This is a genomic window from Methylobacterium sp. WL69 (assembly GCF_008039485.1).
Taxonomy (GTDB): domain Bacteria; phylum Pseudomonadota; class Alphaproteobacteria; order Rhizobiales; family Beijerinckiaceae; genus Methylobacterium.
Map to the genome: position 1 here is coordinate 25,333 of NZ_VRUZ01000032.1, position 18,307 is coordinate 43,639.

18 protein-coding genes and 1 tRNA gene are annotated in these 18,307 nt (G+C 70.0%); 9 read left to right on the top strand and 10 right to left on the bottom strand.

Annotated elements, in window-relative coordinates; translation table 11 throughout:
- Positions 1–13 precede the first annotated feature (13 nt).
- Positions 14–1,483: an AMP nucleosidase gene (locus FV218_RS11195; protein ID WP_210246116.1), complete on the bottom strand. Its 1,470-nt coding sequence runs from the start codon at positions 1,481–1,483 to the stop codon at positions 14–16.
- Positions 1,484–1,631: 148 nt separating this feature from the next.
- Here FV218_RS11195 and tsaA point away from each other — a divergent pair, with 148 nt between their 5' ends.
- Positions 1,632–2,123 carry a tRNA (N6-threonylcarbamoyladenosine(37)-N6)-methyltransferase TrmO gene (tsaA, locus tag FV218_RS11200; RefSeq protein ID WP_147709769.1) on the top strand — a complete coding sequence of 164 codons (492 nt, stop codon included), beginning with the start codon at positions 1,632–1,634 and terminating at the stop codon, positions 2,121–2,123.
- Between the two features lie 13 nt (positions 2,124–2,136).
- Here tsaA and FV218_RS11205 read toward each other — a convergent pair whose 3' ends face one another.
- The 3 genes from FV218_RS11205 to FV218_RS11215 are packed head-to-tail and all read right to left on the bottom strand — an operon-like array spanning position 2,137 to position 7,449.
- The gene (locus FV218_RS11205) at positions 2,137–5,229 is read right to left on the bottom strand and encodes an efflux RND transporter permease subunit (protein WP_147709770.1); all 3,093 of its coding nucleotides are present in this window, start codon (positions 5,227–5,229) and stop codon (positions 2,137–2,139) included.
- Between the two features lie 25 nt (positions 5,230–5,254).
- Positions 5,255–6,328, bottom strand: a complete 1,074-nt coding sequence (locus FV218_RS11210; protein WP_147709771.1) for an efflux RND transporter periplasmic adaptor subunit — start codon at positions 6,326–6,328, stop codon at positions 5,255–5,257.
- Positions 6,325–7,449 (bottom strand): efflux RND transporter periplasmic adaptor subunit, encoded by a 1,125-nt coding sequence (locus tag FV218_RS11215; RefSeq protein ID WP_147709772.1) that lies wholly within the window; start codon positions 7,447–7,449, stop codon positions 6,325–6,327. The genes FV218_RS11210 and FV218_RS11215 overlap by 4 nt, the downstream gene beginning before the upstream one ends.
- Before the next feature lie 91 nt (positions 7,450–7,540).
- Here FV218_RS11215 and FV218_RS11220 point away from each other — a divergent pair, with 91 nt between their 5' ends.
- Complete coding sequence (locus FV218_RS11220; RefSeq protein WP_147709773.1) at positions 7,541–8,119, top strand: TetR/AcrR family transcriptional regulator; 579 nt, start codon at positions 7,541–7,543, stop codon at positions 8,117–8,119.
- A 3-nt stretch (positions 8,120–8,122) separates the two neighbouring features.
- Here the strand turns inward: FV218_RS11220 and FV218_RS11225 are convergent, their stop codons facing one another.
- Positions 8,123–9,028 (bottom strand): histone deacetylase, encoded by a 906-nt coding sequence (locus FV218_RS11225; protein WP_246685076.1) that lies wholly within the window; start codon positions 9,026–9,028, stop codon positions 8,123–8,125.
- A 201-nt stretch (positions 9,029–9,229) separates the two neighbouring features.
- Between FV218_RS11225 and FV218_RS11230 the strand changes: the two genes are divergently transcribed.
- Both FV218_RS11230 and FV218_RS11235 read left to right on the top strand, forming a co-directional pair.
- Positions 9,230–10,390: a ceramide glucosyltransferase gene (locus FV218_RS11230; RefSeq protein ID WP_147709775.1), complete on the top strand. Its 1,161-nt coding sequence runs from the start codon at positions 9,230–9,232 to the stop codon at positions 10,388–10,390.
- A gap of 38 nt (positions 10,391–10,428) precedes the next feature.
- Entirely contained in the window at positions 10,429–11,130 is a 702-nt protein-coding gene (locus FV218_RS11235) for a glutamine amidotransferase (protein WP_056086969.1), read from the top strand.
- A gap of 3 nt (positions 11,131–11,133) precedes the next feature.
- On the opposite strand, the gene FV218_RS11240 is transcribed toward FV218_RS11235, so the two are convergent.
- A tRNA-Leu gene (locus FV218_RS11240) sits at positions 11,134–11,218 on the bottom strand.
- A 138-nt stretch (positions 11,219–11,356) separates the two neighbouring features.
- On the opposite strand from FV218_RS11240, the gene FV218_RS11245 reads away from it, so the two are divergent.
- Together FV218_RS11245 and FV218_RS11250 are read left to right on the top strand one after the other, a co-directional pair.
- Complete coding sequence (locus FV218_RS11245) at positions 11,357–11,938, top strand: YqaA family protein (protein WP_147709776.1); 582 nt, start codon at positions 11,357–11,359, stop codon at positions 11,936–11,938.
- The gene (locus FV218_RS11250) at positions 11,939–12,427 is read left to right on the top strand and encodes a disulfide bond formation protein B (RefSeq protein ID WP_056086975.1); all 489 of its coding nucleotides are present in this window, start codon (positions 11,939–11,941) and stop codon (positions 12,425–12,427) included.
- A 5-nt stretch (positions 12,428–12,432) separates the two neighbouring features.
- On the opposite strand, the gene FV218_RS11255 is transcribed toward FV218_RS11250, so the two are convergent.
- The 4 genes from FV218_RS11255 to FV218_RS11270 form a co-directional block, all read right to left on the bottom strand.
- The gene (locus FV218_RS11255) at positions 12,433–12,903 is read right to left on the bottom strand and encodes a DUF1178 family protein (RefSeq protein WP_056086978.1); all 471 of its coding nucleotides are present in this window, start codon (positions 12,901–12,903) and stop codon (positions 12,433–12,435) included.
- Between the two features lie 19 nt (positions 12,904–12,922).
- Complete coding sequence (locus FV218_RS11260) at positions 12,923–13,771, bottom strand: carbon-nitrogen hydrolase family protein (protein WP_281407813.1); 849 nt, start codon at positions 13,769–13,771, stop codon at positions 12,923–12,925.
- The gene (gene grxC / locus FV218_RS11265) at positions 13,768–14,028 is read right to left on the bottom strand and encodes a glutaredoxin 3 (RefSeq protein ID WP_056086981.1); all 261 of its coding nucleotides are present in this window, start codon (positions 14,026–14,028) and stop codon (positions 13,768–13,770) included. The genes FV218_RS11260 and grxC overlap by 4 nt, the downstream gene beginning before the upstream one ends.
- 92 nt (positions 14,029–14,120) lie before the next feature.
- Positions 14,121–14,477 carry a response regulator gene (locus FV218_RS11270; RefSeq protein ID WP_003603128.1) on the bottom strand — a complete coding sequence of 119 codons (357 nt, stop codon included), beginning with the start codon at positions 14,475–14,477 and terminating at the stop codon, positions 14,121–14,123.
- A gap of 229 nt (positions 14,478–14,706) precedes the next feature.
- Between FV218_RS11270 and FV218_RS11275 the strand changes: the two genes are divergently transcribed.
- The 3 genes from FV218_RS11275 to FV218_RS11285 all read left to right on the top strand — a co-directional run.
- The gene (locus FV218_RS11275) at positions 14,707–15,615 is read left to right on the top strand and encodes an N-formylglutamate amidohydrolase (protein ID WP_147709777.1); all 909 of its coding nucleotides are present in this window, start codon (positions 14,707–14,709) and stop codon (positions 15,613–15,615) included.
- Between the two features lie 179 nt (positions 15,616–15,794).
- On the top strand, positions 15,795–17,960 hold the full coding sequence (gene scpA / locus FV218_RS11280) for a methylmalonyl-CoA mutase (RefSeq protein ID WP_056086986.1): 2,166 nt from the start codon (positions 15,795–15,797) through the stop codon (positions 17,958–17,960).
- Between the two features lie 57 nt (positions 17,961–18,017).
- A partial coding sequence (locus FV218_RS11285) for a sugar phosphate nucleotidyltransferase (protein WP_246685077.1) occupies positions 18,018–18,307 on the top strand: 290 nt, incomplete at its 3' end.

Below are 18,307 nucleotides of genomic sequence, written 5' to 3' on the forward strand. Positions count from 1 at the left end.
TGGGACGGGCCTCCTATCGGAACGGCGGCTCGTCGAAGCTTCGCAACTTGCGCGAATGCAATCCGTGACGGTCGGCCCGCAGGATATCGAGGGCCGACAGGCCGATGAGCAGGTGCTCGGCGACGGCCCGCTCGTAGAAGGCGTTGGCCGCGCCCGGCAGCTTGATCTCGCCGTGGAGCGGCTTGTCGGAGACGCACAGCAGGGTGCCGTAGGGCACCCGCAGGCGGTAGCCCTGGGCCGCGATGGTGCCGCTCTCCATGTCGACGCCGATGGCGCGGGAGAGGTTGATCCGCCGCCGCTCCTGGGAAAAGCGCAGCTCCCAGTTCCGATCGTCGTAGGTCACTACGGTGCCGGTGCGCAGGCGGCGTTTGAGGGCGTCGCTCGCCTCTCCGGTGACGCTGGCGGCCGCCGCCTGGAGGGCGAGCTGGACTTCCGCGAGCGCCGGCACCGGCACGTCCGGCGGCACGAGTTCGTCGAGGATGCGGTCCCGGCGCAGATAGCCGTGGGCGAGGACGTAGTCGCCGATGGTCTGCGACTGGCGCAAGCCGCCGCAATGGCCGACCATGAGCCAGCAATGCGGACGCAGGACCGCGAGGTGGTCGGTGATGGTCTTCGCGTTCGAGGGGCCGACGCCGATATTGACCAGGGTCGTGCCCTGCATGGTCCCGTCGGGGCCGCGCGCCACGAGGTGGTAGGCCGGCATCTGGTACTTGTGCCAGGGCGAGGCGGCGATGAGGGCGGCGGGATCGACGGAGGCCGCTTCCGCCCGCGACACCGAGATGCCGCCCGGCAGGATCATCCGCTCGAACCCGTCCTCGCCCCGCGCCAGCCGCTCCAGCCCGTGCCGGATGAAGCCGTCGACGTAGCGGTGGTAGTTGGTCAGCAGGATCCACGGCTGCACATCGCGCCAGTCGCAGCCGGTGTAGTGGACGAGGCGGCGCAGGGAGTAGTCGACCCGGATCGCGTCGAACAGGGCCAGCGGCCGGGGCGCGTCGGGTGCATCCTGCCACAGGCCGTCGGCGATCTCGTCGCCCACCACCGAGAGCAGGGGCACGGGAAAGTAGGTGGCGAGATCGCGCGGGGTCACGCCGCCGCGCCCGAGGTCGAGGCCCGGCTCGATGACGTAGGGATACGGGATTTCCTGGGCGCTCAGGCCGACTTCGAGGCTCGCCCCGTAATCGCGCACGAGGGGCGTCAGCTGTTCGAGGAGATATCCGCGAAAATGGCCGGGCTGCGTCACCGTGGTGGCGTAGGCGCCCGGCGCCTGGAACTTTGCCGTGGCGCGCGCCACCCGCGGCATCGGCCCCGAGGGCTGATAGGTGATGCGCAGCTCGGGGTAGCGGAACTGAAGCCGCTCCGTCGCGTCGGGGGCCGGGCCGCCGGCGAGGTAGCGGGCGAGGGCCGTCTGGAGCGCATCCGTGGCCCCGGCGTGCAGGGCGGCGAGCCGGTCCACGGCGGTCTCGGGATCGGAAACGGATTCCATCGGTCGCAATTCGTCGCGGATCACGGTGTCTCCTCGCTGAACCCTTCGCATCGGGCTGTACACCGCCGCCCCGTGCGACGCGACCGGCAGGGCTTGCGGCGGGCTAACGAAGCATCCGACATGCCGCTCTCAGCCGGAGTTCCACATGATGAACCAGACCGTCGAACGCCGCCCCGGCGAAGAGACCATCGCGCTGCCCGAGGCCCATGACGCGGGCGTGTACTTCATCGGCCGCATCCGCACGCCGTGGCCCGGGCGCTGGGACTGCCCGAAGAACGGCCTTCAGACCGACGCGGTCTGCACCCTGGTGCTCGATCCGGTCTATGCGCCCGGCCTGCAGAACCTCTCGGGCGCGAGCCACCTCATCGTGCTCTACTGGATGGACGAAGCCGCGCGCGACATCATCCGCCAGCGCCCGCGCCACGCCGACGGCAGCCGGGGCACCTTCTCCCTGCGCTCGCCGGCGCGGCCCAACCCCATCGCCCTGTCGGTGGTGGAGAACCTCGGGATCGACGGCACCGGCGTCCGGGTGCGCGGCCTCGATTGCCGCGACGGCACGCCGCTCCTCGACATCAAGCCGTACTACGCCTCGACGGATTCGCGCCCCGACGCGGCGGTGGCGCGCGCCGGGGCCGAATGATCAGGCCAAGTGGTCAAGCAACATGGACCCGCCCGTCGGCGCCATGGGTCCGGCGCGGCGTGCCCTTCGGCGGCGCCTTGATCCGGTACCAGCCGACATAGAGGGCCGGCAGGAAGAACAGGGTCAGGAAGGTGGCGGCCAGGATACCGCCGATCATCGCGTAGGCCATCGGACCCCAGAACACCTCGCGGGCGATGGGGACGAGGCCGAAGCTCGCCGCCGCCGCCGTGAGCAGGATCGGCCGCATGCGGTGGCAGGTGGCATCCACCACGGCGTCCCAGGGGGCCAGCCCGTCGCGCTCGTACTCGTCGATCTGGGTCACGAGGATCACGGAGTTGCGCACGATGATGCCGATGAGGGCGAGCACGCCGAGGATCGCCACGAACCCCATGGGCTTGTCGAACAGGAGCAGGGCCGCCGCGACGCCGATGATCCCGAGGGGCGCCACGCTCGCGACCAGGAAAAGCTTCTGGAAGCTCTGGAGCTGGATCATCAGGAACACCGCCATGGTGAGCAGCATCACGGGTGCCACGGCCGCGATGGGGCCCTGGCCCTTGGCGCTCTCCTCCACGGCGCCGCCCACCGCGAGGGTGTAGCCGTCGGGGAGCGACTTCGAGAAAGCGGTGATGTCCTTGTCGAGCTCGGTCACCACGGTCTGCGGCTGGGTCCCGTCCGCGATCGAGGCGCGGACCGTGATGGTCGGCAGGCGGTCGCGGCGCCAGACGATGGGCTGTTCCAGTTCGTACCCGATGGTGGCGAAGGCGAGCAGCGGCACCACGCTGCCATTGGCCAGCGGGATCTGCAGGGTCTGGAGGGTGTCGAGGGAGTTGCGCTCCACCGCCTGGGCACGGCCGACCACATCGACGAGGTAGATCGAATCGCGCACCTGCGTGATCGCCCGGCCGCCGACGATGCCGTTGAGGAGCCCGGCGATGTCCTCGGACGTGACCCCGAGCTGGCGGGCCTTGTCCTGGATGATGTCCACTTTCAGCACCTTGCCGGGCTCGTTCCAGTCGAAGGTCGGCACGTTGAGGTGGCCGTTGGAGCCGACGATGTTGGCGAGCGCCAGGGCATGCCCGCGCAGGGCCTGGAGATCGGGACCGCTGAGACGGTACTGCACCGGGCGTCCCACGGGCGGGCCGAGGTCAAGGGAGTGGATGAGGAAGTCGGTGCCCACGAACTGTTCGCGGGCCAGCGCCTCGAGCTTCACCTTCATGCGCTCGCGCGCCTCGATGGATTTGGTCTCGATGACGATCTGGCCGAAGAAGGCGTTGCCGAGCTGCTGATCGAGGGGCAGGTAGAACCGCACGGCGCCCTGGCCGACATAGGAGCTCCAGCGCGCGATCTCGGGGTCGCCCTTCAGGGTCGCCTCGAAGCGGTCCATCTGCGCCTTCGTCTCGGCGATGCTGGCGTTCTGCGGCAGGGTCATATCGACCAGGAGTTCGGGCCGGTCGGAGGCGGGGAAGAACTGCTGCTGGACGTGGCCCATGCCGACGATGGCCGCGGCCAGGAGACCGATGCAGGCCGCCACCGTGGTCCAGCGCCAGCGCATGGCGGCGAGCAGCCCCGCGGTGAACATCCGCATCAGGCGGCCGGGCCTGTCGTGGTCCTTGTGCTTCATCTTGGCGGGCAGGAGCTTCACGCCGATGAGGGGCGCGAACAGCACCGCCACCACCCACGACACGAGGAGCGAGGCGGCAATGACCACGAACAGGCTGTAGGTGTACTCGCCCGCCGAGGAGCCGTTGAACCCGATGGGCAGGAAGCCCGCCACGGTCACGAGGGTGCCGGTCAGCATCGGAAAGGCCGTGGAGGTGTAGGCAAAGGTCGCCGCCTTCTTGAGGCTGTCGCCGACCTCGAGGCGCGCGACCATCATCTCGACGGTGATCATCGCGTCGTCTACCAGCAGCCCGAGGGCGATGATGAGGGCGCCCAGCGAGATGCGCTGGAGGGTGACCCCCATCACCTGCATCACCACGAACACGATGGCGAGCACGAGGGGGATCGACAGGGAGACCACGAGGCCGGCCCGCCAGCCGAGGCTGACGAAGCTGACGGCGAGCACGATGACCACCGCCTCCACCAGGGCCTTGGTGAAGCCGCCCACCGCCTCCTCGACGATCCTGGGCTGATCCGACACGAGGTGGATGCCGACGCCCACGGGCAACTCCCCCTCGAGCGTGCGCATCCGCGCCTTGAGGTCGTGACCGAAGGTGAGGAGGTTGCCGGACGGCTGCATGGCGATGGCGAGGCCAATGGCCGGCTCGCCGTTGAAGCGGAACAGGGCGGTCGGCGGATCGGTGAAGCCGCGCGAGATCTCGGCGACATCGGACAGGCGGAAGAAGCGGTCGTTGACCCGCAGGTTGATGGCCCGGAGGCTGTCCTCGGACACGAACTGGCCGCCGACCCGCACGGAGACCCGCTCCGGCCCGGCCTGGATCACGCCCGACGGCGCGATGGCGTTTTGCGTCTGCAGGGTCTTGATCACCGAGTTCATGTCGAGGCCGAGCCCGGCGAGCTTGCGCACGGAGAAGTCGAGGTAGATCACCTCGTCCTGGGCACCGAGCAGGATCATCTTGCCGGCGTTGGGGACCGACTTCACGGCGGCGCGCACGCGCTCCACGTAGTCGCGCAGCTGGCGCATGCTGACGCCATCGGCGGTGAAGGCGTAGACGTTGCCGAACACGTCGCCGAACTCGTCGTTGAAGAACGGACCCTGCATTCCCTGCGGGAAGGTGCCCTGGATGTCGCCGATGCGCTTGCGGACCTGATAGAAGATCGCCGGAATGGTCTTGGGCGGCGTGGTCTCGCGCAACTGCACGAACACCGTGGCCTGGCCGGGCGTGGTGTAGGAGCGGCTGAAATCGACGGCGTCGATCTGCTGCAACTCCTTCTCGATGCGCTCGGTGACCTGATCGAGGGTGTCGCCGATGGTGGCGCCGGGCCAGCGCGCCTGCACGATCATGGTCTTGATGGCGAAGGGCGGGTCCTCCTCGCGACCGAGCTTCTCGTAGGCCAGCACGCCGGCGATCACCGAGATCAGCATGAGGAACCAGACGAAGGAGCGGTGCTCCAGGGCCCATTCCGACAGATTGAAGTTCTTCACGGGGTCAGTCTCGCTTCCGACCGGGTTACGGCGTTGCGTCGGGCAGGCGCACGGCCTGGCCTTCGCTGAGCGAATGGATGCCGGCCACGACCACGCGGTCGCCGGCGGCCAGGCCTTGAGTCACGGTGGCGCGGTTGGCATCCCGCCCCGTCACGGTGACGGTGCGCCGGGCGACCGTCCTGCCGTCCCCGTCCACGATCCAGACCGAATCCCCGCCGTCGGCGCTGAGGACAGCGGTCGCCGGCAGGACGAAGCGGGGCGAGACGGTTCGCGAGAGGGAGACCGTGAGGGTCGAGCCGAGGCGGAAGGCCGGGGACGGGGCGAGCAGGGTCATGCGGATGCGCCGGGTCCGGGTGACCCGGTCGGCGAACGGCGCGGTCTCGCGGACCTTGGCGGTGGCGGTGACATCCGGCGCGCTCTGCAGGGCGACGGTGAACACCGCGTCCTTCGGCATGGCCCCGACGAGGTCCTCGGGGATATCGACCACCGCCTCCCGCTCCTCGGGACGGGCCAGGGTCAGCACCGCCTGGCCGGCGCTGAGCACCTGGCCGACCTCGGCCGAGCGCACGGTGACGACGCCGTCGAAATCGGCGTGGAGTTCGGTGTAGCCGATCTGGTCGCGGGCCTTCTGGAGGCTGGACTGGGCCTGGGCGAGGCGGGCCTGAGCGGTGTCGCGGCTGGCGACGGCACTGTCGAGCTGGGCCTGGGTGACGTTGCCGCCGGCGAGCAGCTTGCGGCGGCGGGTCTCCGTCGCGCCGGCATTCTCGGCCTGGGCCTCGGCGTCGGCGAGATCCGCCTCCGCCCGGGTCAGGGCGAAGCGCGGCACCACCGGGTCGAGGGCGGCGAGGCGCTGCCCCTTCTTCACCACATCGCCCACGGTCACGTCGCGGGCGACCATGCGCCCGGCGATCTGGAAGCCGATCTCCGACTGGTAGCGCGGCGCGACGAAGCCGGCGAAGGGGCCGAACACCTCCGTCGCGACGGGCTTGGCCGTCGTGGTCAGGACGGGACGGACGGGAGCCGGGCCGGCCTCCTGCTCCGCCTTGCAGGCCGTGAGGACGAGCGCCGAAGCGATGAGGCAGATCGACCGGCGGCTCATCGTGCGATCCCGAGGGTCTCGGCCACGGCCACGGTCTGGCCGGGCCGGAGCAGCTGGATGCCGGCGATCACCACCTCCTCGCCGGGCTCGATGCCGCCCGCGAGGGCGATGGTGTCGGGAGCGTAGCGCTCCAGGGTGACCTTCCGCGGCGCCACGGTGCCGCTCCGCGGATCGCGGACCCACACCGCCGGACCGTCCTGCCAGCGATAGAGGGCCGACCAGGGCAGGACGATCGCCTCGCGCGCATGGAACTTGCCGGTGCCGATCACCACGGCGCCGAGGGACATGCCCGGCGGCGTCGCCTGGAGCCCGACCTTCACCCGCACGGTGCCGGAAGCGGAATCGACACTCGGCGAAATCTCGCGCACGCGGCCGACCGCCGTCACCTTGGGATCGGCCTGAAGGGCCACCGCGACGGTCTCGCTTTCCGGGGGGGCCGCCAGCACCGCCTCGAAGATGTTGAACACCGCGTCGCGCGGGCCGTCCTGCGCCATGACCATCACGGTCTGACCGGCCTGAACCACCTGGCCGACCTCGAAGGTCCGGCTGAGGACGATGCCGTCCACGCCCGCCTTGAGGTCCGTGTAGGAGAACTGCTCCTTCGCGGTGCCGAGAGCCGCCTTGGCGGATTCCACCGCCGCCTGCGTGGTGCGCAGCTGCTGCTCGGCATCGTCGTAGCTCGGCCGGGTGGTGTAGCCGCCGGCCATTAGGCTTTCCTGGCGCTTGAAGCTGACCTTGGCCTGGGTCAGCAGGGCTTCGGCCGAGGTCAGGGCCGCCTTGGCGTTGTCGAGGTTGGCGCGCTGCTCCTGCGGGTCGAGGCGCGCCAGAACCTGATCGGCCCGGATGTGATCACCGACCTCGACGAGGCGCGCGGCGATCTTGCCGGCCGTGCGGAAGGACACGTTGACCTGGGACTGTGCCTCGATGTCCCCGGTGAAGATGAGATCGGAGCTGATGGTGGTGCGGCGCGCCACCACCGTGCGGACCAGGGCGAGCTCGGGCGGCTTTTCCGCACCGGGCCGGACGTTCTCCGCCGCCCATCCCCCGGCAGGGGCCAGGGAGAGCGACGCCGCAAGAGCCAGCGCACCGCCCGCGCGGCGAATGTGGTAAAGACCCGTCATCGCGTATCGCCAGCCTCGCTTGCGACCCTATCGGCAGCGATCCTTATCGGCTATCTTACCGACCGTCCAGACGGTTTTTAGCAGGCAGGCGATGACCAAGGCGCGCACGCGGCGCGAAGACCGCCCGACGATCATCCTCGATGCGGCCGAGCGCCTGATCCGGCGGGTCGGGACGCGCACGATGACCATCGATGCGGTGGCGGCGGAGGCGGGGTTGAGCAAGGGCGGCGTGCTGCACCATTACGGCTCGAAGGACGCGCTGATCCAGGCCCTGGCGGAACGCAAGCTCGCAACCATCCGCGACAGCATCGCGGCCCACGAGGCGGCCCAGGGGCCCGGTCCGGCCGCCCTGCCGCTCGCGCTCATCGCCCATGTTCGCCAGGTCTATGCCGACGAGGAGGGGTTTCCCCGTGCCCTGCTGCTGGCCTCGGCGGAGAATCCGGAGGCTTTCGCGGGCTTCAACGCCTTCCTCAAGCAGCGCCTGGCGCAGATGGAGGATGTGGCGAGCTGCCCGGGTGCGGGCGCGGTGCTCACCTTCGCGACCCTGGGCCTGCTGCTGACGCGGACGCTCGGGTTCCACACCCTCGAGGGTGCGGACCTGGCTCGTTTATTCGACGCCATGGAGCGGTTCGCGCGGGACCTTCCGAAAGAGGGCGCGGGCGAGGCCTGAGGCTCAGGCGGCCTCCGCCGCCATGGCCTCGAACACCCCGGCATGGCGGGCGGCCAGCGCATCGATATCCGTGGCGTAGCCGCCGCCGATCACCGCCACGAGGGGGATGTTTCGCGATCGCGCCGCCGCCACGACATGGCGGTCGCGGGCGGCCAGCCCCGCATCCGTGAGGGCGAGGCGGCCGAGGCGGTCGTCGCGGTGGGGGTCGACGCCGGCGTTGTAGAATACGAGGTCGGGCGCGACGGCGTCGAGGAGCGGCCCGACATGGGCCTCCAGGGCGGCGAGGTAGCCCGCATCCTCCAGGCCGTCGGGCAGGCCGACATCGCGGTCGCCGGCGATCTTCCGGGTCGGGTAGTTCTTCTCGGCGTGGAGCGAGAAGGTGAACAGGTCCGGCGAGTCCGACAGGCAGTCGGCGGTGCCGTCGCCCTGGTGCACGTCGCAATCGATGACGACGGCGCGGGCGATGGTGCCCTCGCGGTGCAGGGTGCGGGCCGCGATGGCGACATCGTTGAAGATGCAGAACCCGGCCCCGCCGCCGCGCCGTGCGTGGTGGCTGCCCCCGGCGGAGCTCCCCGCGAGCCCGTGCGCCAGGGCGAGGCGGGCCGCCAGCAGGGTCCCGGCAACGGAGGCCCGCGAACGGGCGACGACGCTGGCCCCAACGGGCAGTCCGATCTCGCGCTCGACCTCACGCGGCACGGTCAGGGCGAGGACGGATTCGACGTAAGTCCGGTCGTGAACCCCCGCGATGAGGTCCACGCCCGCCGGCTCCGGCCGCACGAAGCCCTGCGGCGCCAGTCCACGCGCCAGGAGGACCTCGGAGAGACGCCGGTACTTGCCCATGGGGAAGCGATGCCCGTCGGGCAGGGTCGCCTGATAGTCCGGATGGTAGACGATGGGCGGGACCGTCACGTCCCCGTCTCCCCGGCTCCCGGGACCGCCCCCCGCATCCATGCCTCCGCGCCGTGCGACCCCCGCACGATCTCCGTCATACGATTGAAGCCAAGCGGCTGTTAGGGCCGTCCCAACGACTTGGGCGCGGCACAACGACTTGGGCCCGTCACAAGGACTTGGGCGCGGCACGATGGCAGCCTCGGCGCGGGAGACCTCGGTATGATGGACGACGGCTGGACCGGGATGGACCTCGCCCTGACCCTGTGCCTCGCCCTGACGCTGATCAATCTTGCAAGCCTCGGGCTGGCGGCCCTGCGCCTCGGCGGCCGGCGCGGCACCTCCATCTTCCCGAACAAGGCGCCGGTCTCCCTGGTGCGCCCGGTCTGCGGCCTCGAGACCTTCAGCGAAGAGATGCTCACCCGCGGCTTTCGCCTCGACCACCCCGATTACGAACTCATCTTCTGCGTCGCCGACCGGGCCGACCCCATCGTCCCCCTGCTCCATCGCCTGATGGCGGCGCATCCCGGCGTGCCGTCGCGCCTCATCGTCGGTGACGAGCGGATCAGCGACAACCCGAAGCTCAACAACTGCGTGCGCGGCTGGGAGGCGGCGCGGCACGACTGGGTGGTGCTGGCCGATTCCAACGTGCTGATGCCTCCGGACTACCTCCAGCGCCTGCAGGCGGCGTGGCGTCACGACACCGGCCTCGTCTGCTCGACGCCCATCGGGGCGCGGCCGGACGGCTTCTTCGCCGAGATCGAGTGCGCGTTCCTCAACACCCTCCAGGCCCGCTGGCAATATGCCGGGGAGGCCGTCGGTCTCGGCTTCGCCCAGGGCAAGAGCATGCTGTGGCACAAGCCGTTCCTGGAGGCGCGCGGCGGTATCCGGGCGCTCGCCGCCGAGATCGCCGAGGACGCGGCGGCGACGAAGCTCGTGCGGGCAGCCGGCGCCCGGGTCCACCTCGTGGCGAGCCCGTTCGAGCAGCCCCTCGGCCGGCGCGGCCTCGCCGAGGTCTGGGCGAGGCAGCTGCGCTGGGCGCGCCTGCGCCGCGTCACCTTCCCGGCCTTCTTCGCGCCGGAGATCGGCACCGGGCCGGTTCTGCCCTTCGGCCTCGCCCTCGTGCTGGCACCCTCCCCGGCCCTGGCCGGCTGGCTCTGTGCCCTGGCCGCCCTGTGGTACGGGGCCGAATACGCCCTCGCGATCCGGGCCGGGTGGCATCGCGGCCCCCGGCTGTTCCTGGCGTTCCTCGTGCGGGACACGCTGTTCCCGGCGATCTGGGCCGGCGCCTGGATGCGGGGCGCCGTCCTTTGGCGCGGCAACGCCATGGACATCCGCCCGAAGGCACCGGCGCGCCTGCGCACCCGCGCGACGGCGGCCTGAGCTTCCGGGGCGGCCGGCGCCCTGGTAAGCCGCGCCCTATGAAGATCGGCATCCTCGAGACCGGCAACCCGCCCGAGCGCCTCGGCGGCCGCTATCCCACCTACGGGCGCATGGTGGTGAACCTCGTCGGCCCCGGCCACGCCTACACCACCTACGCGGTGGCGGACGGAATCCTGCCCGTCGACCCTACGGCGGAGGACGCCTACCTCGTCACCGGCTCACCCGCGGGCGTCTACGAGCCCCTGGCCTGGATCGCCGCCCTTCTGGATTTCCTCAGGGCGGTACCGCCGGAGACGCCGCTGGTCGGCCTCTGCTTCGGCCATCAGGTCATGGCCGCGGCCTTCGGCGGTCGGGTGGCGAAATCCGAAAAGGGTTGGGGCCTCGGCCTGCAGACCTACACGGTGCGGACCCGCGCGCCGTGGATGGACGACGTCACCGAGATCGCCGTGCCGGCGATCCATCAGGATCAGGTGCTCGATCCGCCGCCCGGCGCCCGGACGCTGGCCGGCAACGCCTTCACGCCGCACGGCATCCTCGGCTATTCCGACCGGCGGGCGCTGTCGTTCCAGGTCCATCCGGAATTCGAGGCGGACTACGCCACGGCCCTCATCGCCGGCCATTGCCCGGCGGTGCCGCACGAACCGGGAGCGCACGCCGCCGCCCTCGCGTCGCTCGGGCGCGCCAACGACGGGCCGCGCCTCGGCGGCTGGATCAGGCGGTTTCTGGAGAACGGCGATTGAGCGTGGTGCGGGCGGTCGGAATCGAACCGACACTCCTTGCGGAACCGGATTTTGAGTCCGGCGCGTCTACCAATTCCACCACGCCCGCAGCGCCCGCCTCATGGCACACCTTCGTGATTCGGACCAGGGGTGATTTTTCCCCGGCCACCTCCGGCCCCCGCTCGCCACACCCGCGCGGCTGTGCTCAAAGGGCACCGCTTTCCGCCCTCCGGACGCAGATGATCCCATGATCCGCCGCCTCTACGAATGGATCCTCGCGCTCGCCGGCAAGCCGTCGGCGCCCTGGGCGCTGGGGGCCGTGTCGTTCGCCGAAAGCTCGTTCTTCCCGGTGCCGCCCGACGTGATGATGGTGCCCATGGCGGTGAGCCGGCCCGACCGGGTGTGGTTCTACGCGCTCATCACCACCCTGGCCTCGGTGGCCGGCGGCCTGCTCGGCTACGCCATCGGCGCGCTGCTGTTCGACTCCGTGGGGCAATGGGTGTTCCGGGTCTACGGCCTGTCGGAAAAGGCCGCGACGTTCCAGGCGTCCTATGCCGAGTACGGCCACTGGGTGATCCTGCTGAAGGGCCTCACCCCGATCCCGTTCAAGCTCGTGACCATCACCTCGGGCTTCGCCCATTACGACCTGTTCTGGTTCGTCGTCCTGTCGCTGATCACCCGGGGCGCGCGGTTCTTCCTCCTGGCGGGACTTCTCGGCCGCTACGGCGTTCAGATCCGAGGCGTCCTCGACCGCCACCTCAACGTCGTCGCGGCCATCGCGGTCGCGGTCATCATCCTCGGCTTCGTCCTGTTCAAGGTGCTCCTGTAGATGGATTACGCGACCCTGCTGCGGCTGCGCCGGAGCGCCCTGTTCCTCGTCCTCGGGTCGGCGGCGACTCTCGCGGTGGCGTTCTATTTCCAGTGGGGGCTCGGCTACGTGCCGTGCAAGCTCTGCCTCACGGAACGCATCCCGTACTACGCCGCGATTCCCCTCGGGCTCCTCGCCCTGGTCCTGCCCGAGCGCCTCAGTCGCCTCGCCCTCGGACTCGCGGCCCTCGGCCTCCTGTATGGCACCGGACTGAGCGTCTATCACGCCGGCGCCGAGTGGGCGTTCTGGCCCGGCCCGTCGGATTGCGGCGGGGGAACCGGGGCCGCGCCCGCCACGGTCACGGACTTCCGCGCCACCCTCGAAACCACGCGGGTGGCCGACTGCTCCACCGCCGCATGGCGGCTCTTCGGCGTCTCCCTCGCGGGCTGGAACGCCGCCGTGGCCTTCGTTCTGGCGTCGGTTTCAGGCACGGCCGCCGCAAAACGCTGAGACCGTCAGTGGCGGTCGTCGGGAGCCGGCGGCAGGGGCGCCACCTCGATGCCCTCGTCCACGAGGGCGCGGGCCTCGGCGAGGCTGGCCTCCCCGTAGATCGGGCGTGTCGGGCTCTCGCCGTAATGCATGCGGCGCGCTTCCTCCGGAAAGGCGGTCCCGACATCGTCGGCCGTGCGCGTCACGTGTTCGCGGACCGCGCGCATGAGAGCGCGCACGCGCTGCTCGGGCTCCGAGAGCAGGGGCACCGGTGCGGGCGCCGGCGCCACGGCCTCGGGCGCGTCGGTCACGGGCAGGCGGGCCGCCCGGTCGGTGCGCGCCACCGCGGGGGACATCATGCCCTTGGCGACCCGCGCGGATCCGCATAGCGGGCAGGCGACGAGCCCGCGCGCCACCTGGTCGTCGTAGGATCCGCTCGAAGGAAACCAGCTCTCGAAATCGTGGCCGCCGTCGCAGACCAGGGTGTAGCGGATCATGCGGACACTCGGGGCGTGATCAGGCCGGGCGCCCGATCCGCTCCACGGTGAACGGCCGGGCGTGCAGGAGCGCGGGAATCCGCGCGCGGGCCTCGGTGACGCGGGCGAGATCGATCTCGGCCAGGATGATTCCGGGCTGGTTCCCGCCGGCATCGGCCAGAACCTTGCCCCACGGATCGACGATCAGGGAGTGTCCGTAGGTCTCGCGCCCGTCCTCGTGCTGCCCCCCTTGCGCCGCCGAGATCATGAACGAGCCGGTCTCGATGGCGCGGGCCCGGTGCAGCACGTGCCAATGCGCCTCGCCGGTCTGCCGGGTGAAGCAGGCTGGCGCGGTGATGACCGTGGCACCGGCCTCCGCCAGGGCCCGGAACAGGGCCGGGAAGCGGATGTCGTAGCAGATGGTCACGCCGATGGGGGCCCACGGCGTGTCCGCCACCACGGCGCAGGCGCCGCCCGTATAGGTGGCGGATTCACGCCAGCGCTCGCCGTTGGGTAGGTCGACGTCGTAGAGATGGACCTTGTCGTAGGACGCCGTGATGGCGCCCGCGGCATCGATGAGGAAGGCGCGGTTGGCGATCTTGTCGCCGTTGCGCACGGCGAGCGACCCGATCTGGACGACGATACCGCGCTCGCGCGCCACCTCGCGCAGGGCCGCGAGGGTCGGGTCTTCGTCCGGTACGGTGACGTTGGCGAAGAGCCGCGCCTTCTCGCGCTCGACCAGGGAGGTCATCTCCGGGGTCTGCACGTAATCCGCACCGGCATCCGCCGCCTCGCGCACGAGGGCAACGGCGGCGTCACGGTTGGCGAGGGGATCGCGGCCCGAGCGCATCTGCACGCAGGCGGCGACGAAGCGCGGGGCCTCCGTCACGACGCGGCCACCATCGGCTCGAGCTTGCCGGCGCCGTTGAGGGCGTAGAGGTCGTCACAGCCGCCGACATGGGTTTCGCCGACGAAGATCTGCGGCACGCTGGTGCGGCCGCCGGCCCGTTGGACCATGGCGGCCCGCGAGCCGGCCGTCTTCTCGACGTCGATCTCCGTGAACGCGATGCCCTTCTCGTGCAGGAGGCTTTTCGCCGCCGAGCAGTACGGGCACCAGGCGGTTGTGTAGATCGTGACCGGCTTCATGTCGAAAAGGCCCCAAGGCAATCCACGCCGCTTATAGGCGAGCTCGGAGACTCTTCCTACTGCGGCGTTCGGCACGGGGGACGGTGCGATTTTCAGGCCGCGAGCAGCTTCTCCACCTCGTTGACGAGGTCGCGCAGGTGGAACGGCTTCGACAGGACCTTGGCGTCCTTCGGGGCCTTCGAATCCGGATTGAGGGCCACGGCGGCGAAGCCCGTGATGAACATCACCTTGATGTCGGGATCGAGTTCGGTGGCACGCCGCGCCAGTTCGATGCCGTCCATCTCGGGCATCACGATATCGGTCAGGAGGAGTTCGAACGGCTCCTCGCGCAGACGGTTGTAGGCCGAGAGACCGTTGTCGAACGAGAGCACGTCGTAGCCGGCGTTCTGCAACGCCTTGGCCAGGAACCGGCGCATGTCGTTGTCGTCTTCCGCGAGGAGGATCTTCATCGAACGTTGCCTTGTGCCCTTGAGTCGCTGTGTTCTTTCCACAAAGCACCAGCTTGGTAAACAGAACGTTGCCAACGGCGGAGGGTGGGGTCGGGCCGAGGCGGCTGTGCCGTGCGCGACGGCACCGTGACGGGTCCGTGACGGCGACCGTCATGGTAGACAGGGCCCGCGCCGGACCGCACAGTGGGCCCATGCGTTTTCCCGCCCGGACCGAGGCGCCCGCGCCGCGATGACAGAGTCGACCGCCCCTCCGGATGCGCCGGGACAGCCCTGGTTCGACCCGCCCTTCCGCGTGGACGAGCCGGACGCGCACACCCTCCCCTTTGTCTTCAATGCGCCCCATTCGGGCGCCGTCTATCCGCGCGCCTTCGTGGAGGCGTCACGCCTCGACGCCCTGGCCCTGCGCCGCTCGGAGGACGCCCATGTCGACCGGCTGTTCGCGCCGGTGGTGGATCTCGGCGCCCCCCTGATGTGCGCGCATTTCCCGCGCGCCTATCTCGACGTGAACCGGGAGCCCTACGAACTCGACCCGCGCATGTTCGACGGGCGCCTGCCGGCTTTCGCCAACACCCGCTCCATGCGGGTGGCCGGCGGCCTCGGTACCGTGCCGCGCGTGGTCGCGGACGGGCAGGAGATCTATCGCGGGCGCCTGCCCGTGGAGGAGGCGGTCACCCGCATCGAGACCCTGTACAAGCCGTATCACCGCACCCTGCGCGGCCTGATCCAGCGCACGGCCCGCGATTTCGGTCACGCCATCCTCATCGATTGCCACTCGATGCCGTCCTCCAGCCTCGGACGCGACGAGGCCGCGCGCGCCGATTTCATCCTTGGCGACCGCTTCGGCACCGCCTGCGCGCCCGAGCTCATCGCAGCGTTCGAACACCATCTGCGGGCACGCGGCTTTCGTACCCTGCGCAACAAACCCTATGCGGGCGGCTTCATCACCGAGCATTACGGCGAGCCCAATCTCGGCCGCCACGCCCTTCAGGTCGAGATCAACCGCGCCCTCTACATGAACGAGTCGAGCCTCGCCCTCGGGCCCGGCTTTTCCGAGCTGGTCTGGCACCTGCGCGGCGTGGTGGCGGCGGTGGCCGCCGAGATCGAGGACTGGACGCCGTGCCGGATGGCGGCGGAATGAGGCCGGCCGGTGGGCCGAGCGGCAAAATTGCCTGAGGTGGCCGTCAACTATTTTTGAGGCTGGACCGGTCGGCACGAAATTTTCGTGATGCCGGCGGGCGCCGGCGGCGGTTAGGAGTAGCCCGGCCCACGCGCTTACCTATAATGCCGGCCAACAGGCCGTCGCACGAGCACGCATCCATGCCCTCCCGCATCCCCGACTTCACCACCGTCGCCTACGCGGCCGACGCCATCACCGCCCCGGTGCCGCCGGCGGGCGAGCCCTGGATGACCCCCGAGGGCATTCCGGTGAAAGGCGTCTACGGACCCGAGGACCGCGAGGGCATCGAGTTCTTGAACACCTACCCGGGCGTGGCGCCGTTCCTGCGCGGGCCGTACCCGACCATGTACGTCACCCAGCCCTGGACCATCCGCCAATATGCCGGGTTCTCCACGGCCGAGGATTCGAACGCGTTCTACCGGCGCAACCTCGCCGCCGGACAGAAGGGCCTGTCGGTGGCCTTCGACCTCGCCACCCACCGCGGCTACGATTCCGACCACCCGCGCGTGTCGGGGGATGTCGGCATGGCCGGCGTCGCCATCGACTCGATCTACGACATGCGGACCCTGTTCTCCGGCATCCCCCTCGACGAGATGACGGTATCGATGACCATGAACGGCGCGGTGCTGCCGATCTTGGCGCTCTACATCGTGGCGGCCGAGGAGCAGGGCGTGCCGCCGGAGAAGCTGGCCGGCACGATCCAGAACGACATCCTCAAGGAGTTCATGGTCCGCAACACCTACATCTATCCCCCGGCGGGTTCGATGCGGATCATCGGTGACATCTTCGCCTACACCTCGAAGAACATGCCGAAGTTCAACTCGATCTCGATCTCCGGCTACCACATGCAGGAGGCCGGGGCGACGAACGACCTGGAACTCGCCTACACGCTCGCCGACGGCGTCGAGTACATCAAGGCGGGCCTCGCCGCCGGCCTGACCATCGACCAGTTCGCCCCGCGCCTGTCGTTCTTCTGGGCAATCTCGACGAACTTCTTCATGGAGATCGCCAAGATGCGGGCCGCGCGCCTGATCTGGGCCAAGCTCGTCAAGGAGTTCGAGCCGAAGAGCGACAAGTCCCTGCCCCTGCGCACCCACAGCCAGACCTCGGGCTGGTCGCTGACCGCCCAGGACGTGTTCAACAACGTCACCCGCACCTGCATCGAGGCGATGGCGGCGACGCAGGGCGGCACGCAGTCGCTGCACACCAATGCCCTCGACGAGGCCCTGGCGCTTCCCACCGACTTCTCGGCCCGCATCGCCCGCAACACCCAGCTCTTCCTCCAACAGGAGAGCGGCACCACCCGCGTGGTCGATCCGTGGGGCGGCTCGTACTACGTCGAGAAGCTGACGCAGGACATCGTCGCCCGCGCCTGGGAACACCTGCGCGAAGTCGACGAGCTCGGCGGCATGGCGAAGGCCATCGAGGCCGGCATCCCGAAGCTGCGCATCGAGGAAGCGGCGGCGCGCGCCCAGGCCCGGATCGATTCCGGCCGCCAGACCATCGTCGGCGTCAACAAGTTCAAGCCGGACGACGACCGCGCCATCGAACTCATGCGCGTCGACAACGGCAACGTGCGCATGCTCCAGATCGACAAGCTCAAGCGCCTGCGGGCCGAGCGCAACCAGGCCGACGTCGATGCGGCCCTCGACGCGCTCACCAAGGCGGCGCAGGGGGAGGGCAACCTCCTGGCCCTGGGCATCGAGGCGGCGCGGGCCAAGGCCACGGTCGGCGAGATCTCCGACGCCCTGGAGAAGGCCTGGGGCCGGCATCGGGCCGAAATCCGCTCGATCTCGGGCGTCTACAAGCGGGAGGTGGGTGGCATGTCGCCGGCAGTCGAGACGGTCCGTCAGCTCGTGGAAGCCTTCGAGGAAAACGACGGGCGCCGCCCGCGCATCCTGGTCGCCAAGATGGGACAGGACGGGCACGACCGCGGGCAGAAGGTTATCGCCTCGGCCTTCGCCGACCTCGGCTTCGACGTGGATATCGGACCGCTCTTCGCCACGCCCGACGAGGCCGCCCGCCAAGCGGTGGAGAACGACGTCCACATCGTCGGCGTGTCGTCGCTGGCCGCCGGCCACCTCACCCTGGTGCCGGAGCTCAAGGCCGCCCTCACCGCGCAGGGGCGAGGAGACGTGATGATCGTCATCGGCGGCGTGATCCCGCCCGGCGACTACCCGGCCCTGTACGCGGCGGGCGCCTCGGCGATCTTCCCGCCCGGCACGGTGATCGCGGAGGCGGCGGTCAAGCTCATCGAGGAGCTGAACGACCGCCTCGGCTACGCCGCGCGCCAGGCGGCGGAGTAACCCACGCGGCCCGGACCCTGCTGGACCACGGCCCTCCCCTCGCGTGAGTGATCGACCATGGCACAGGCCCATCCTGAACTGATCCACCCCGTGATCCTGTGCGGCGGATCGGGAACCCGCCTCTGGCCGGCCTCACGCGAGAGCATGCCGAAGCAGTTCACCCCCCTGGTGAACGCCGAATCCTCCACCTTTCAGGATACGGCGCGCCGGGTGCTCGATTCGGCGGTGTTCGGCCGCCCGACGGTCATCAGCAACAGCGAGGCCCGCTTCATCGTCGCCGAGCAGCTGCTCCAGGCCGGGGTCGGCGCCGACATCGTGCTCGAACCCGAGCGGCGGGATTCGGCCGC